Origin of the sequence: Ruminococcus flavefaciens AE3010 (assembly GCF_000526795.1) — a bacterium.
Classification (GTDB): Bacteria; Bacillota; Clostridia; order Oscillospirales; family Ruminococcaceae; genus Ruminococcus; species Ruminococcus flavefaciens_D.
Genome location: NZ_JAGT01000001.1, coordinates 234,124 through 249,288, shown reverse-complemented (window position 1 = coordinate 249,288; position 15,165 = coordinate 234,124). Strand labels below are relative to the sequence as shown.

General features: G+C 40.6%; 18 protein-coding genes. 7 read left to right on the top strand and 11 right to left on the bottom strand.

The features are described 5' to 3' along the window. Window positions 1–25 precede the first annotated feature (25 nt). From N774_RS16570 to N774_RS0101185, 4 genes are all read right to left on the bottom strand, one after another. Window positions 26–1,039, bottom strand: a complete 1,014-nt coding sequence (locus N774_RS16570) for an IS4 family transposase (RefSeq protein WP_080770398.1) — start codon at window positions 1,037–1,039, stop codon at window positions 26–28. Then, a complete protein-coding gene (locus N774_RS16565; RefSeq protein ID WP_242836535.1) occupies window positions 975–2,411 on the bottom strand; it encodes an MATE family efflux transporter in 1,437 nt (478 codons plus the stop codon). Before N774_RS16565 ends, N774_RS16570 begins: the two co-directional genes overlap by 65 nt. Before the next feature lie 86 nt (window positions 2,412–2,497). Beyond that, window positions 2,498–2,737 carry a hypothetical protein gene (locus tag N774_RS0101190; RefSeq protein ID WP_024859475.1) on the bottom strand — a complete coding sequence of 80 codons (240 nt, stop codon included), beginning with the start codon at window positions 2,735–2,737 and terminating at the stop codon, window positions 2,498–2,500. Window positions 2,738–2,863: 126 nt separating this feature from the next. Beyond that, window positions 2,864–3,361, bottom strand: a complete 498-nt coding sequence (locus N774_RS0101185; RefSeq protein WP_024859474.1) for a CarD family transcriptional regulator — start codon at window positions 3,359–3,361, stop codon at window positions 2,864–2,866. A 169-nt stretch (window positions 3,362–3,530) separates the two neighbouring features. Between N774_RS0101185 and N774_RS0101180 the strand changes: the two genes are divergently transcribed. From N774_RS0101180 to N774_RS19395, 7 genes are all read left to right on the top strand, one after another. Then, window positions 3,531–4,079, top strand: a complete 549-nt coding sequence (locus tag N774_RS0101180; protein ID WP_037280075.1) for a recombinase family protein — start codon at window positions 3,531–3,533, stop codon at window positions 4,077–4,079. 577 nt (window positions 4,080–4,656) lie between these two features. Then, window positions 4,657–5,112: a hypothetical protein gene (locus tag N774_RS0101175; RefSeq protein ID WP_024859472.1), complete on the top strand. Its 456-nt coding sequence runs from the start codon at window positions 4,657–4,659 to the stop codon at window positions 5,110–5,112. A 137-nt stretch (window positions 5,113–5,249) separates the two neighbouring features. Next, the gene (locus N774_RS0101170; RefSeq protein WP_024859471.1) at window positions 5,250–5,783 is read left to right on the top strand and encodes a GNAT family N-acetyltransferase; all 534 of its coding nucleotides are present in this window, start codon (window positions 5,250–5,252) and stop codon (window positions 5,781–5,783) included. 36 nt (window positions 5,784–5,819) lie between these two features. Further along, a complete protein-coding gene (locus N774_RS0101165; RefSeq protein ID WP_024859470.1) occupies window positions 5,820–6,389 on the top strand; it encodes a hypothetical protein in 570 nt (189 codons plus the stop codon). Window positions 6,390–6,496: 107 nt separating this feature from the next. After that, window positions 6,497–6,958, top strand: coding sequence for a hypothetical protein (locus N774_RS0101160; protein ID WP_024859469.1), 462 nt, complete (start codon window positions 6,497–6,499; stop codon window positions 6,956–6,958). Between the two features lie 51 nt (window positions 6,959–7,009). Continuing rightward, a complete protein-coding gene (locus N774_RS19910; RefSeq protein ID WP_024859468.1) occupies window positions 7,010–7,267 on the top strand; it encodes a transposase domain-containing protein in 258 nt (85 codons plus the stop codon). Window positions 7,268–7,418: 151 nt separating this feature from the next. Further along, window positions 7,419–8,459 carry a hypothetical protein gene (locus N774_RS19395; protein ID WP_024859467.1) on the top strand — a complete coding sequence of 347 codons (1,041 nt, stop codon included), beginning with the start codon at window positions 7,419–7,421 and terminating at the stop codon, window positions 8,457–8,459. A 58-nt stretch (window positions 8,460–8,517) separates the two neighbouring features. Here N774_RS19395 and N774_RS0101145 read toward each other — a convergent pair whose 3' ends face one another. The 7 genes from N774_RS0101145 to N774_RS0101115 form a co-directional block, all read right to left on the bottom strand. Further along, entirely contained in the window at window positions 8,518–9,381 is an 864-nt protein-coding gene (locus N774_RS0101145; RefSeq protein WP_024859466.1) for a CPBP family intramembrane glutamic endopeptidase, read from the bottom strand. Next, complete coding sequence (locus N774_RS0101140) at window positions 9,371–10,078, bottom strand: ABC-2 transporter permease (RefSeq protein WP_024859465.1); 708 nt, start codon at window positions 10,076–10,078, stop codon at window positions 9,371–9,373. The genes N774_RS0101145 and N774_RS0101140 overlap by 11 nt, the downstream gene beginning before the upstream one ends. Further along, window positions 10,078–10,854, bottom strand: a complete 777-nt coding sequence (locus N774_RS0101135; protein ID WP_024859464.1) for an ABC-2 transporter permease — start codon at window positions 10,852–10,854, stop codon at window positions 10,078–10,080. Before N774_RS0101135 ends, N774_RS0101140 begins: the two co-directional genes overlap by 1 nt. After that, a complete protein-coding gene (locus tag N774_RS0101130) occupies window positions 10,854–11,732 on the bottom strand; it encodes an ABC transporter ATP-binding protein (protein WP_024859463.1) in 879 nt (292 codons plus the stop codon). The genes N774_RS0101135 and N774_RS0101130 overlap by 1 nt, the downstream gene beginning before the upstream one ends. 1 nt (window position 11,733) lies before the next feature. Next, the gene (locus N774_RS0101125) at window positions 11,734–12,108 is read right to left on the bottom strand and encodes a GntR family transcriptional regulator (RefSeq protein ID WP_024859462.1); all 375 of its coding nucleotides are present in this window, start codon (window positions 12,106–12,108) and stop codon (window positions 11,734–11,736) included. A 365-nt stretch (window positions 12,109–12,473) separates the two neighbouring features. Then, entirely contained in the window at window positions 12,474–13,721 is a 1,248-nt protein-coding gene (locus N774_RS0101120) for an IS4 family transposase (RefSeq protein ID WP_155250330.1), read from the bottom strand. 491 nt (window positions 13,722–14,212) lie between these two features. Next, window positions 14,213–15,145 carry a phosphatase PAP2 family protein gene (locus N774_RS0101115; protein WP_024859461.1) on the bottom strand — a complete coding sequence of 311 codons (933 nt, stop codon included), beginning with the start codon at window positions 15,143–15,145 and terminating at the stop codon, window positions 14,213–14,215. Window positions 15,146–15,165: the final 20 nt, after the last annotated feature.

The following is a 15,165-nucleotide window of genomic DNA, read 5'->3' as shown; positions in this document are numbered from 1 at the left end:
AAAAAATATTGACACAAGAAAAGAATTATGATAACCTGTAATTGAAGGGGATAGCAGAATGGTAACGAGTTTTTCTATCAGCAAAACGATCAGGTCTGACAGGGCACTTGTTTCTTGCTATCAACTCTTCCAAAAGTGAAGGATATGCGTGAGTAGAGCGAAAGAACCTGATGCAGGCGTGTATAGCAATTGCATAATTAATTTTGTAGTGATAATTATTATGCCTATCATCATATATGAGGATATTTTCGGTGATCAACATAGAAAAGTTATACATGATAAGACTTGCATAAATTTCCTGTATCACGCAGTCCTTTTTCTTAGAATGAAAGGCAATAAGGCCAACATGGTACTTCAGCTCTCTGAATGAAGTCTCGATTCCCCAGCGCATTTTGTAGATCATCTTGATATCATAAGCAGAGAACTCATCATCACAGAGATTGGTAACAATGGTCTCATAATTATCTTCAGATATCCTAAGCCTTATTATCCTGAATTTAAGAGGATATGTATCTTTTGAACCTTTCGGAAGGAAGTCAAAATTTGAGAATGCAGGAATATGGCGATAAAGTCCAGGATTAGCCTTAACTTCATTAGTCTGTCTTCTTGTAATAATAATATCTGCAGTAAAATCAGTTTCCTCATTATGAGGAATATTGAATTTCTGAGCAATTCCTCCACTTGTCTTGATGCGTATCACATATTTCAAACCGTTATTTTCAAGGTGAGCGATCGTGTTATAGGATTCGTAACCTCTGTCCGCAACGACAATGGAGTCATGTCCGATATTTTCAATCATACTTATGAGAGCAGAATGCTCATTTTCACTACGCCTGTCCTGCAAAACAGCTTCTATATACCTACGGTTCATAAGGTCATACAAAGCGTTCAGATGCATAAGATTGAAGCTTTTTGAATCAGCGTTAGATGAGAAATTAGTACTGTGATCATCAGGAATAGTTGGAATATGTATATCAGAACCGTCCACAGCGTAAAGTCTGTATCCGTGAAAAAAAACTGGTCTGAGAAAAAATCTCATTAAATTTATGAAACAGATACTGAAAAGCAGCAGGAAGAATCTTTGATCTTCGCTGAACAATAGCTGATACTGATACCATTTTCGGATCAAAATCGTAAAAATCCATAAGTTCTTTGCCAAGGGTCTGACTTCCCATTCCGAGAATAAATCTCATTGTTTTTGAGAAAGAAAGCTCACTTTTTCGAACGAAGTCTCTCTTAGGATTGACAACAAAAGCTGATGCATTTTTCTCCATGCTGCGAATAAGAGTATTAAGCTTGCTTTTGACGATATTACAGTATTTTTGCACGGTAAAACCTCCAATCAGATGTGTATATCTGATTAGCTGCGCCGCACATTTTGGACTATTTGTCAATACCTTTTTATGAAAATTTACATTATATACATAAAAAAGATGTAAGAGTTTTGGTCTCTTACATCTTTTTCTTATCGGGATACAGCCTGCCGCCATACCTACTACGATTGAAATAACTATCTGGAAGAACTTCATCACAATGCCGACTACCGCCATAGGTATCTGAGCATACTGCTCCTGTCCGAAAACAGCGTCCATTGCACCGTATTTGCGTATCATATTATTGATAGCTAACATTGCCGCTACAAGGGAGATCTGCGAGAGAAAGCTCGTAAGTCCAAGTGTCAGCGTTTTGCGGATAATGATACTTTCGGGCTTGAAATCAGGCTTTGCGGGCTTTATGAGTTTCATGTTGCAGAGATACCACACAGCAAGTCCTGCCGTCACTATCTGCCCGATAACAGTTGCGACCGCAGCACCCATCATACCCCACTCGAAAGCGAAAATGAAGATCGGATCAAGTATCATGTTCAGAACTGCACCTGCAAGTGTCGAGATCATAGCGAATTTTGGGTTCCCATCCGCACGGATAACAGGGTTCATAGCCTGCCCGAACATATAGAACGGGATACCGAGCGAGATATAGAAGAAGTATTCCTTTGAGTGGCGGAATGTTTCTTCATTGACCGTACCACCGAACATAGCAATGATGCCGTCGCTGAATATCAAGTATACAGCACAAAGTAACAGGCTGCTCACGATCGTCATTAGGACGGAGTTGCCGACGCTTTTCCTTGCCTTGACCGGTTCGCCCTTTCCGAGACTCAGACTCACGAAGGCACAGCAGCCGTCACCGATCATAACAGCTATTGCAAGAGCTATGACAGTAAGCGGAAATACAACAGTATTGGCGGCGTTTCCGTAAGAGCCAAGATAGCTTGCGTTGGCGATGAATATCTGGTCAACGATGTTGTAGAGCGCCCCCACCAGCAGAGAAATGATACAAGGCACAGCGTATTTTTTCATCAGCTTGCCAACTTGCTCTTGTCCTAAGAATTGATTTGCGGTTTGTTCCATAGTATTCCTCCTAAAAAATACAGCATGAGACAGAAAGCTGGATTTATGCTTACGCCACACGCTGTTTTTAACAATATTCAGTAGTATCAGTCGAGATATGAGCCGACAGGAGCTGTATTGTACTGCTTCTTGATCTTGATGATAACAGAGCCATCAGTCTGCTCCGTTTCCTCGATTATCTTGTACTTTGTTCTTGTTCTTTCAAGTGAAGCTTTGTACTTTTCTATTTCTTCTTTCACGAGCTTGACAGCGTAGTCGTGACCAACATCTTCTTTGAGCATAAAATGCAGTGTCTGGCAGATACACGCTTCTTTGATTCTTTTCATTATGATCGACCTCCGTAAAAATAATAAAACGAGCAGCAATAACCGGACTTACGCAGAATTGCTACTCGTTATATGCTAATTATATCAATTTTTTCAGAATAATTCAAAGGCATTTTTGCACAAAGATTATGCGATATGCTTTTCGATATATTCGACAACTTCACTCCTGTCAATATCAAGAGCAAAAGCAAACTCCTCAAAAAGCATATTTTCTGCAAGACTGAGGTAATTCTCGTCCGTGGAACGGAGCTTCTTTCCGCTTTCGGCAAGCTCCTTACGGCGCAGATACAATGTTTTTATGAGTATGATGATCTCGTGCTTGTCGGCATCCTTTATGATACGGCTGTATTCTTCCTTGCGCTTATTATCATTATCTATCCATATCAGCCCTTCTGAATTCATATGGGAGATGAGTTCATCAACTTCTGCCTTTGAGCATACATAATGCATATTGCTAAGTGCCGATTCATTGCTTAAAGGGACATAGAAAGTGTTTTTTTCTGAACTTGTATGTTTGAGTATATAGTATTCCTGTTCTTCTCCTGTAAAATCACGCTTTTCTATTGCTGTGACCTTACATATACCGAATGTTCCGTACATAACAATGTCACCCACATTATACATTAAAATCACCTCGCAAAAAAATAGAACGTTAAGCAAGTAACTGGACTTACGCAGTAACTGCTACACGTTCTTTTATGTTATTATAGCACTCTTAAAAGAAAAATGCAAAGGTAGTTTTGCACAAAAAATATAAATTCAATATATTTTTCTCATGAAATAATATCCGTCCATATCAACGGAACATCAGGAGACAGCTCGTCAGGAAGCTCTAATGAAGCAATTTCAGGTCGAGCGTATCTTTGCTGAGAAGATGTCGGGTAAGAATGCAAACCGTCCCGAGCTGAAAGCAATGCTCGAATACGTCCGTGAGGGAGACACGCTTTACATTGAGAGCATAAGCAGACTTGGAAGATCCACAAGAGATCTGCTTAACATTATCGATGTGCTTCAGCAGAAAAAAGTAACACTCGTGAGCAGTAAAGAAAACATAGACACCAATACTCCGCAAGGAAGATTCGTTCTGTCTATATTTGCAGCACTCTCTGAGCTTGAACGAGAACAAACTTTACAGCGTCAGCGTGAAGGAATCGCTATTGCAAAATCTCAAGGAAAATACAAAGGAAGACAACCTTTACCTATCGACTGGATAAAGTTCGGTCAGCTGTACGAGCAGTGGAAGTCGGGCGCTATTACGGCAGTATGGTTTCAGAAAGAAATTGGCCTGCAAGCTAATACCTTCTATCGCAGGCTCAAAGAATACGAAAGAAAGTTTACATAAATGAGACGGAGCCGGTAATAACCGGCTCCAATCATCTTTCAATAAGGTGGCTATTTTTATTGCAATATTTCAAAAGCCGAAAAACAACTTATATGACATACTTTTTTTGTATGTCAATAGACCACGGTCTATTGACATAATATAGTCACATTATATATTGACAAGTGTTTAGACTTCTGATATTATAAGAATAACGACATGATTCCAAATACGTCACACGTTGAGTGTGTAGTTTTAATGTCAAGGCAGAAATCCTAAAGCGCCGATTTATCGCGGATAATTGGCATTTTGCAGTTCAGTAAACAACCAAAATAAGCACTCATTTTCTGTATGCGGGAACACGTAATATCACCTAAAGAGATACAGACAGCATTTCGGCGCACTCGCGATATAAACAGTCTTTTTAAGCACTCGATTTTTTGTGCTTAAAACTGCTGTTTGTAACTTTTAAGTGTGTAGAAATGCTGTCACTCGTTAAAAAGTCCGAAAAATAGAGAAAAATCGCGCTAATCAAAAATTGCGATTGAAGGATAGGGTTGAGTGCGTGGAAATGTTGTCAATAAAAGGAGGAATCCATATGCCAGAACACATCAATTTACTTGACAAAAACGAAATGCTCAAACTGCTGAAAGGCGAATATTCTGTACGTCGCGTGAAACGGTCGCAGTTTGACCATGAACCTATGAATGTTCCGACAGAAGTCTCTGTTGTTTTGGTGGATTATATTTACAAGGCTCCGCACTGTAAAAGGGTATTTCAAGAGGCACTGAAGGTGCTGTTTTCCGGTTCTGCCGGTGATATTTTCCTCGGCTTTGATTATGTGGATGAATGTCTTTTGGACGAAAAGCTTGGACTCGCGGCATTTCACATTGACACAGCAATGCTGATTCCGTTGCTGAAAGAGGGTATACGGCGGAACAGGAACGGTCTGTCCGGCAGAACAGCATTCTGCTCCACAAGCTGTCTGGAGTGGATCAGAACTGTCAGCAGCTCTTATGAAAAAGAATACGGATTCACACTCTTGGATGAATAAAAAATCCCCGCACCACTGAATCACCAGTGATGCTGGCAGACATTCCAATCCAAAAGTTGCGGTTCGGGTGTTTGCAAAATAACGTTGAGTGCTAAGAAATGTTGTCGAAAAAAGTATAAAGAACAGGAGTCAGAAAAATGCTCAGGCTTAGACCATTCAGAAAGAATGATGCAAAAACAATTATTACATGGACAAACAAAAAGGAAGAATTCTATAAGTGGTCAGCCGGAATTCTGGGTGAATATCCTGTTACCGAAAAACGCTTGCTTGAAGCAACATCAGGCAGAGAAGATAACGACAGGTATTTTCCGTTTACTGCTTTTGATGAAAATGGGCTTGTCGGCTTCTTTACTGCAAGAGTACGTCCTGAAGAAGATGATAAAAAGCTCCGTTTCGGATATGTGATTGTCAATCCTTCAAAAAGAGGAACGGGCTATGGAAAACAGATGATTACGCTCGGTTTGAAATTTGCATTTGAGATATATGGAGCTGATTCTGTCAGCCTTGGTGTCTTTGAAAACAACAAGCAGGCATATTATTGCTATAAAAGCGTAGGATTTGAAGAAAACGGAGTGCGGGAGGAATATAATCTGTGTGGTGAAACATGGATTGATATTGATTTGGAAATAAAAAAAGAGACATATTACGCAAAGGAAAAACAGCACCACTGAATCACCAGTGATGCGGGCAAACAGAAAGGAGCAATCATGAAACAATACGAAGAATGGATAAAACAGCATCTGCCGAAGGATATTCCTGCTGATATCCTATCCAACACGTTTTGCTACAGAGGCTTTTACATAAGCGGGCTGGATGTATACACCGAGGGTGACAGAGGTCCCGATAAGATTCAGCATTCCTTTCACTCTTATGACGATTTGCGAATCTGGGTTTTCAAAGAAGCCGCAAATAATATTGCCAAGCAATTAGAACTCCGTTCCCGCCATACCGATGAACTCAAATGGCGTTATGTGCTGGATCACGCCGAAAACGGAAAATGGATGTATATTGAACACTGTCACTATCAGTTCAATGCAATCCATGATTTCCGTCTTGCATGGTTTGAAACTTATCTGCGGCTGGTAAAAGGCGGGCTGACACCCGCCCAATGGTCTGAAGAGATTTGTGAGTACACAAAACTGCTGAACAATCATTATCCGGTGCAGCATTGGGATTATGATAAAAAGAAGATGCAGTTTACCGAGATCAGCGATTCAAAGTATGTTTCGCAGGGCATCGAAGAACCCGCACCCGGAACAGTCATCCGAAAAGAATAAAAGCAGCATAAAATCGCAGAAAACAGACTTGCCAAAAGTTGCGATTCGGGTGTTTGCAAAATAACGTTGAGTGTGGAAAAAGGTTGTCAATGAAAGGAGTGAACCATATGCCAGAAAACATCAACCTGTTCGATATCAATGAGATTCTGAAGCTATTGAGAGGAACTTATCCTCTTCCCAGAGAATACAGATCGCAGTTTGAACCGCAGCAATTAAATGTACCAACTGAAACATATGCCGATTTGAGAGACTATATTTATCGGAATGCAGGCTGTAAGCTGTTTTTTCAGGAGGCGTTGCGGACATTGTTTTCCGGCAATGCTGATGATGTTTTTCTTGGTGCGGCGTATTTTGAGGATTGTATAGTCTGTGAAGAAAACAAAACGGCGAGTTTTTCTATAGACAGGGAAAGACTGATCCCGCTTCTGAAAGAAGGAATTCGTCGAAACGCAGCGGAACTAATGCACAGAAAGGCTTTCCTGATTGGCAGTGAAGAAAACTGCATGGAGCGGCTCGCCAAAATCAGCACTCTTTATAAAGATAAATACGGATTCACAATTTTGGATTAATTAAGGCAACACCGCGCCACTGAAAAAGGTGCTAATGCAAGTGCAGCAGTAATGAGTATCATAGAAACGGCTAAGAGAAATACCCTTGATGTCTACGGTTATCTGTTCTATCTTCTGATAATTCTGCCAGAATTTGGCAATGATCCTACAGAAGCACAGCTCGAAGCTATCATGCCTTGGAGTATGACGTTGCCTGCATATTGCAGGCAGATGTATCATGGAATATGTAATGAGAGAGACTTTAACAAGAAAATGTTGAAAAATTTTTCAGGGGGGGGTAAAATAATAATTATATTTTCAAAATGTTGATTTCTAGGTGTATATATAGTATTATTAAAGTGACAAAGTGTACGTTTACATATAATAAAAAAGGGTGAAATATTGCAGTTGTTTTTTGTCTAAGTAGTAAAGGATATTATAACGCCCATTTTTCTAAAAACAAAGGAAAGGAGAGCTAACCATGAAAAAAATCGTTTCGCTAATCATAGGGATGGCTTTATCCATACAATTGGTATCCGCTGTTTCACTCTATACATATGCTGAAAGCGACACTCCATCCCCAAAGATCTTCACAGTCACGCCTTCTGAGATCATCATGACAGAGGGAGAAACGGTCAAGCTTACAATAACTGTCGATCCCGAATTTGCAGATCAATCGACCGTTTATCTGCATTCGTGTAAGTATAAAACAATTGTCTCACATGATGGTACTGTGACTGCATACAGCTGTGGAGAAGACGAAATTATCGTTGAGGTTTTGGTTCCAGACGACAGTTCCGATACAGGAAATCGTTTATATCACCAGGAAGTAAAGATTCAAGTGCAGCCGGATGAAACACTCCCTGCAGAAACCCGTTCCGAATTAGATAGACTGCAAGCAAAGTCACCGATTGGTGATTTTCAGCGCAGAACACTTGAGCTGCTCGGTATTCTGGATGAAAACGCACCTCGCATTACGGCGGAACAAGTCGTTGAAATTCTGCAAAACACCTCAACACCTAAAGAAATGATTGCAAAAATTAACGAGATACACGGATATCCAGATTATATCTGGCGAGGTGATCCTGGCGACTGTGCATACTGGCTGGATGAAAAAGGCAACGATCAGATCGGTATCGTGGGCGGTGCTATGTTCTTCCATACTAAGATATATGATGACGGAACGGTCATGGAAGTTACGGCACTGTATCCACCCGAACTTAGTTCAGAAATGAGTTCTCTATCTCCATTGGATTATTCAGATAACATATATCTTGAATTCAATCAAATCGCTGTTGATTATAATAATCCAGTTAGAGGTGACGTAAACCATGACGGCATATTCAATCTGGCAGATGTTGTCACACTGCAAAGATGGCTGTTAGCTTATCCCAATACGCAGCTTGCCGATTGGAAAGCTGGCAATTTTTGTGATGATGATCGTCTCGACGTGTTTGATCTTTGTTTAATGAGGCGAGAGCTAATTTATGGTAAGCGCCAACCATTCCCAGCACTTCCGTAGCAATAAATAATTTTATATTGAATAAAAATGAAGCTCCGCAACTGCGGAGCTTTTGTAATTAATATGCATGGAATGGTTGGCGCTTACCTTTTTTCTTGTTTTTTAAAAGTAATATCATAAATATCACCGCTAAGATAAGTATAGGAATATATCTCACAACATCTGTCCATAATGGAAGAGAAGCATTCTCAGGTATATTGTCCTGTGCTAAAAGACTCATGACAGCGCCCTGACTTTCATTGTACATAAAATGTGCAATCACCGCAGGAAAAACGCTGTTTGTCTTTTTTGTCAGCCACATCAGAAATGCCCCGAAGCAGGTAAGCATTGCAAGCCTGCCGAATGTTGAAACAAGCACTTCTGAGAACGTGCCGTTCCCGCCAAAATAACCTGCAATATCCATTGGAAAATGCCACACTCCCCACACGATACCGCCGCCCAGACAGGTACCTACCGTACCGAGCAGCGGCTCCATTTTCTGATTCATATATCCACGCCAGCCAAGCTCCTCACCGAGCAGACCAATAGACTGCACAGCGGAAAATGAAATGAGTAGAAATGCATTTGATAGAACATTGCCGAAAGTGAATCCCCCAAGCCAGTCAGCATGACCGCTAACAATGACAGGGAGCAGAAACATTGCGGAAAGACATATCAGAGGAAGTCCAAATGCAAGCAGATAATACCTGATATTGCCTGTAAGGTGCATATGCAGTTTCATATCGCGGAAGCCCTCTTTGGTAACAACTCTTGCGATAAGGCTTGCTATCGCAGGAGAAAATGAAAATATCATATATATGATGTAGTATACCGTATTTGATTGGTGCATGAGCTTGGCGCACAGAATGTAAAACAGCATGAAAGCAAATACGATCAGCAGATAGATACCGAGCCGCTTTGCGTTTTCTTTTTTAGCTGTCATACTGCTCCACTCCTTTCAGATACAGCCTGCAAGTGATACGGTAGGAGAGATAATACAACGCAAGGCACACGATAAGACCGAGCGACAGTATCAGCGAGCTGTTATTCTCATTGAATACTTTTCTCACCATTTCCGTTATCCTGTCCATGTTGTCAACATTCAGAACGAGTACAGCACAGATTAGTATGGCAAGAATGACCATACAGATCAGTTTGATGAAGCTGCCTTTTTTACTGCCGAAGCGATAGGTGAACGGAATGTCTATCGCACGAAAGAGTATCTGCATAAAACCGAGCAGAAGAGCGATACTACTTATGGAACCGATATCTTCTGATCCCATATCAGCGGCGACCGCGCAATAGCCCATATCCACAAATTGCAGTGAAAACAGAAATAATACAATCATTCCGAATATCATCTCATATTTTACACGAAGAAAGCCATTGTATCCGTCAGCCGTTGCGGTGATCCAGTATCCCCACAGCTTGCGGTCATCACCGCGCAATACCAGCAGCTGTAAAGCCCCTGCTGCAAGAAATCCGGCGATAAGTCCACCGATACGAAGTGCGATATTATCCACACTTGTTATCTGCTCACGTAAAAGCAGCAGCGCAAGAAGTGGAGCGAAGCCGCAAGGTATCATAGAGAGAATAAACCAACGGTTTTGCTTCCATTCCTTGTAAACAAGTCCCGTCATTACGACTCTCTCCTTTCATGCGACCTCCACATCGCAAGGAAGAATAATACACATAATACAACAAAAACGGCTAATATGCAAAGTGTTGTTTTCCCAGAACTCAAAAAAGTTTCAAATTTGTTGATCGCTTCTTCCGAGATCATAGTACCGTCCTCAGCAGGCTTCTCAGTTTTATTCATTCTGGGAAACAAACCAAAAACTTTAAGCACAGCTCCCGCGCCTACAAAAGCAAGTGCGCTTATCAGCTTCAACTGATTCTTATCGTTTGCAAACATCATGATATAGCTGTATGCAATATCGACAAGCATCACAGCACAGACAGCTCCAAGATAAATATTCAGCATCCGGCAGATAGGATCAATTCCCTCTACTGCAGTGTTGATACCCGATACGATTTTGCAAACCATTAAAAAAGCAACTGATAACAGTCCGAAGAACAGGATATAGCATAGCTTTGTCAGCAAATCGGACAACGCCTGCTGTTTCGCAGTCGGTGGGAGGATAAAGGAATACCGCTTCCACCCTGAATTTATATCCGCTTTCTGTAAGCCGTTGTTTGTGCCTGCCAAGAACCCGCCTGTCAGTGCGACAATACCAGAAGCAAGCCATACTATACTAAGCAGATCCTCTTCCATTTCTGAATCCCCTGATAGTCCACCAATCATTATTGGAAGCAGCATCAGCAGCGACAGCAGAAGAAACAGTATCAGCATAAGGATGCAGCGCTTACGAGTCAGCTTCAATTCACGATATATAAGCGATCTGTAAAGTTTCATTATGACCACTCCTTTGTGTCACGGTGTACATAGTAGAGCATGATATCGTCAAGGCTTGCAGGGTCTATCACGCAGTCACGATATTTGCAGGAAGCACTCTCACGGTTAGTCACCATGACCTCTGCACCAAAATTGTTGGTGCGTATGCTGACGATATCCTCAGTGTCAATTTCTTTCAGCTTGTCCTTACCGCACTTGAGAATACCGTGCTGCTCGATGATCTCGTCCTTATAGCCAGTCAGCAGGATCTTTCCCTTGTCGATGAATGTCACCATATCGGCTATCTTTTCAAGGTCTGAGGTGATATGCGAGGACATGAGTATCGAGCGCTCGCCGTTTTGCAGATACTCCATGAAAATGTGCAGAATCTCGTCACGTACAACAGGATCAAGTCCTGTAGTTGCTTCGTCCAAAACAAGAAGCTCAGCATTATGGGACAGCGCACAGGCAATCTGCAATTTCATTTTCATACCTTTGGAGAACTGACCTATCTTCTTTTTCTGTGGCAGCTGAAAACGCTCAATGTATTTCATATATACATCGTTATCCCATTCCGGATACATACCTTCGAAAATCTTAGCCATATCTTTTGCATTGAACACATCATGGAACGGCAGCTCATCAAATACCACGGCGATGCGCTTCTTTATCGCAGTTTCGTCCTTGATATGGTCAAGACCGAGCAGTTTTATCTCGCCATCATTTATATCGGTAATGTGGAGCAAACTGCGGATAGTAGTAGTTTTGCCAGCACCATTCTGCCCGATAAAGCCCATGATACAGCCCTTAGGTATATCAAAGCTTATATTATCCAGCGTAAAGCCGTCATATTTTTTTGTAACGCCCTTGATCTCAACAGCGTTTACATATTCATTCATATTATTCCCCTCCGTTAACAAGGTCGAGCAATTCATGAAGCTCATCCATTGTAACGCCTATCTTTCGTGCTGAATCGCCTGCTTCCATGAGTAGAGATTCTATACGTTTGATCTGCTCTTCACGATAAAGCTCCAGGTTCTGCGCCTTTACGAAAGAGCCCTTTCCCGTATAGCTTTCGATAAAGCCGTCACGTTCAAGCTCCTCATATGCGCGTTTGGTTGTCATAAAACTGATACGAAGCTCAGTTGCGAGTATTCGCATAGAGGGCAAAGCTTCGCCCTCTTTGAGTTTTCCCTCCAGTATCATTGTCTTTATCTGGTTTGCTATCTGTATATAGATAGGCTCGCCAGATGAGTTGCTAATGTTGATATTCATTTTTAGTGTACACTCCTTGTGGTTATATAACTTTACCTGCTTTCCGGACAGCAAAGTCTAAATTGTATAACTACCTTTTATACAATTATATCAACTGCGTTACACTTTGTCAAGGGTTTTTAAAAAATATTTTGAAAATGATTAATGAATAGACATTGTAAGTATTCTTCAAATTCTAAATTAACAGCACAAAAAGAACAACAGCTCCCGGAAGGGTAATGTCATTAAGCTAATCAAATACGAAAAAGAACAGGAGTATGTTTGGAATATGACCAGACATACTCCTGCTGTTACATTCGCAAAAAATGCATGACGAAAAGACAGATCCGAGATCTGCCTGAAAAAAGATTGACATAATCGAAGAATTATGATAGTCTGTAGTTGAAGGGAATAGCAGAATGATATCGAGTTTTCCTATCAGCAATACGATCAGGTCTGACAGGGCACTTGTTTCTTGCTATCAGCTCTTCCAAAAGAAAAGGATTTGCGTGTGCAGAGCGAAAGAATTTGATGCAGATATGTATAGCAAAAGCATAATTGATTTTATAGCGGTAATCATTATGCTTATCGTCATCTATGGTGATATTTTCGGTAATCAGCATAGATAAGTTATACATGATAAGACTTGCAAAGATTTCCTGTATCACGCAGTCCTTTTTCTTTGAATGGAAAGCAATAAGACCAACCTGGTACTTCAGTTCTCTGAATGAAGTCTCGATCCCCCAGCGCATTTTGTATATCATCTTTATATCTTCGGCAGAGAACTCATCATCACAGAGATTGGTAACAATGGTTTCATAGTTATCTTCAGATATCTTGAGCCTTATTATCCTGAATTTAAGAGGATATGTATCTTTCGATTCTTTCGGAAGGAAGTCGAAATTTGAAGAGTGCGGAAGATAACGATAAAGTTCAGGATTAGCCTTAACTTCATTAGTTTGTCTTCTTGTAATAATAATATTTGCAGCAAAATCAGCTTCCTCATTATGGGGAATGTTGAATTTATGAGCAATTCCACCGCTTGTCTTGATGCGCATCACATATTTCAAGCCGTTATTTTCAAGATGAGCGATCGTGTTGTAGGATTCATATCCTCTATCCGCAACGATAATGGACTCATGTCCGATATTTTCAAGCATACTTATGAGAGCAGAATGCTCATTTTCATTGCGACTGTCCTGTAATACAGCATCGATATATCTACGGTTCATAATGTCATACAAAGCATTCAGATGCATGAGGTTATAGCCTTTTACATCATTATTTGCACGATAAAAAGTATCCTTATCATCAGGATCAGTAGGAATATGTATATCAGAACCGTCCACAGCATAAAGCCTGTAGCCGTGAAAGAAATTGGTTTGAGAAAATGTTTCATTGAATTTATGGAACAGATACTGAAAAGCAGCAGGAAGTATTTTAGCTCTTCTCTGAACGATAGCAGACACAGATACCATTTTTGAATCATAATCATAGAATTCTACAAGCTCCTTGCCAAGTGTCTGGCTGCCCATTCCGAGAATGAATCTCAATGTTTTTGAGAAAGATAGCTCACTTTTACGAACAAAATCTCTCTTAGGATCAACTACGAAATCAGAGTTATTTTTCTCCATGTTGCTGATAAGAGTATTAAGCTTGTTTTTGACGATATTACAGTATTTTTGCACGGTAAAACCTCCAATCAGATGTGTATATCTGATTAGCTGCGCCGCACATTTTTGGCTTTTTGTCAATACCTTTTTGCAAAAATTTACATTATATACATAAAAAATAATCACAGGATCTTTGATTCCTGTGATTATTTTACTTTTCCTTAGCTTAATGACATTACCCGGAAGGGAGCTGGCTTCGCAAATATTAATAATAACGGAAAGGTATACTGCGTTTTCTTGTTCTTTATTTGTTCATTATTATCTCAAAAAAGCATGAAATAACACGATAATTCAAAACGCATACAATTGCCTTAAATGACGATATATCTACGTTTTTTGAATATTTTTAAAAGGTTCAAAAACTCACTGGGTATGTTCAAAATATCCGATGTTCAGGCAAGATGCGGTTTCAATACACCGCAGGCTATACAGTCGGAGCTTTTTTTATGACTTCATGTATTTTTTTGTGATATGCGAAGCTGTATTGCTGCACAGGCTATAGATGAAAGAACGCCTATTATAGCTCCTGCGGAGACATCGCTCAGGTAATGCGCTCCGAGTAACATTCTTGTGAACATTATGATGATACAGAAAATAAAGCCTGCAACGAAAAGCTGCATCTGCTTATTTTTCAGCTTAGGAAACAGCCATGCAAGAGAGGGAAATATGCACGTTGACAGGCTGCTGAATATACTGTGGCCGCTGGGAAAGGAGCGGAATTCGTCGGCATTGATACCGTATGCAGCAACGTATTTCTCAGCGCCTGTAAACGGTTTGTACCACGGAACAAATGTTATCCCCTCATATCCGAGGACTGCGGTGCGGTATCGCGGACGGTCAAAAAAGTTTTTCATCACCTGCATGGATATAAATGCGAAAAGCAGCACAATGAAAAGTCCGAATATTCTTTGTGTAAGCAGCTTGTCATCTGATTTTTTTGCGTAAAAATATCCTATAAAAAACAGGGGATATTCAAGTATTGCACTGATTATTATTATCACGGGAAGATTTCCGATGAATGACGGAAATATTTCTCCTAAGTTGTTTCTTGATGCAAGGGTTTTTCCGCCGTTGAATCCTAAGAATAACGCTGTAAGAATAAAAAAGGTGCATATAACCATTTTGAACTGCTTGCTTTTTGACGAATGAAGGGTCCGTTCGTAAAGGGCTCCGTAAAACAGTACCTGTACCGCATATATAGGGTAGACCCCTGTTGACGTTATGACCTTAATAAAAGTATTATCTGGAGAGAAAAGCGTTTCCGCCGCAGCCCTGTCGCAGAATGTTCCCGTCAGGAACAATAAGATAAGTAAAAGCAGAGCAGCTATGAGCAGCTTTATCATCTTCCTGTATTTATTTGTATCGTTGATCGCTTTTTGTGTCATTATCGGTACTGATTTCCTTT

Excerpts from the sequence above, each read along its gene's own strand:
- N774_RS16570 (WP_080770398.1), bottom strand. The coding sequence starts at position 1,039 with ATGAGATTTTTTCTCAGACCAGTTTTTTTTCACGGATACAGACTTTAC.
- N774_RS16565 (WP_242836535.1), bottom strand. The coding sequence starts at position 2,411 with ATGGAACAAACCGCAAATCAATTCTTAGGACAAGAGCAAGTTGGCAAG.
- N774_RS0101190 (WP_024859475.1), bottom strand. The coding sequence starts at position 2,737 with ATGAAAAGAATCAAAGAAGCGTGTATCTGCCAGACACTGCATTTTATG.
- N774_RS0101185 (WP_024859474.1), bottom strand. The coding sequence starts at position 3,361 with ATGTATAATGTGGGTGACATTGTTATGTACGGAACATTCGGTATATGT.
- N774_RS0101175 (WP_024859472.1), top strand. The coding sequence starts at position 4,657 with ATGCCAGAACACATCAATTTACTTGACAAAAACGAAATGCTCAAACTG.
- N774_RS0101170 (WP_024859471.1), top strand. The coding sequence starts at position 5,250 with ATGCTCAGGCTTAGACCATTCAGAAAGAATGATGCAAAAACAATTATT.
- N774_RS0101165 (WP_024859470.1), top strand. The coding sequence starts at position 5,820 with ATGAAACAATACGAAGAATGGATAAAACAGCATCTGCCGAAGGATATT.
- N774_RS0101160 (WP_024859469.1), top strand. The coding sequence starts at position 6,497 with ATGCCAGAAAACATCAACCTGTTCGATATCAATGAGATTCTGAAGCTA.
- N774_RS19910 (WP_024859468.1), top strand. The coding sequence starts at position 7,010 with ATGAGTATCATAGAAACGGCTAAGAGAAATACCCTTGATGTCTACGGT.
- N774_RS19395 (WP_024859467.1), top strand. The coding sequence starts at position 7,419 with ATGAAAAAAATCGTTTCGCTAATCATAGGGATGGCTTTATCCATACAA.
- N774_RS0101145 (WP_024859466.1), bottom strand. The coding sequence starts at position 9,381 with ATGACAGCTAAAAAAGAAAACGCAAAGCGGCTCGGTATCTATCTGCTG.
- N774_RS0101140 (WP_024859465.1), bottom strand. The coding sequence starts at position 10,078 with ATGACGGGACTTGTTTACAAGGAATGGAAGCAAAACCGTTGGTTTATT.
- N774_RS0101135 (WP_024859464.1), bottom strand. The coding sequence starts at position 10,854 with ATGAAACTTTACAGATCGCTTATATATCGTGAATTGAAGCTGACTCGT.
- N774_RS0101130 (WP_024859463.1), bottom strand. The coding sequence starts at position 11,732 with ATGAATGAATATGTAAACGCTGTTGAGATCAAGGGCGTTACAAAAAAA.
- N774_RS0101125 (WP_024859462.1), bottom strand. The coding sequence starts at position 12,108 with ATGAATATCAACATTAGCAACTCATCTGGCGAGCCTATCTATATACAG.
- N774_RS0101120 (WP_155250330.1), bottom strand. The coding sequence starts at position 13,721 with ATGGAGAAAAATAACTCTGATTTCGTAGTTGATCCTAAGAGAGATTTT.
- N774_RS0101115 (WP_024859461.1), bottom strand. The coding sequence starts at position 15,145 with ATGACACAAAAAGCGATCAACGATACAAATAAATACAGGAAGATGATA.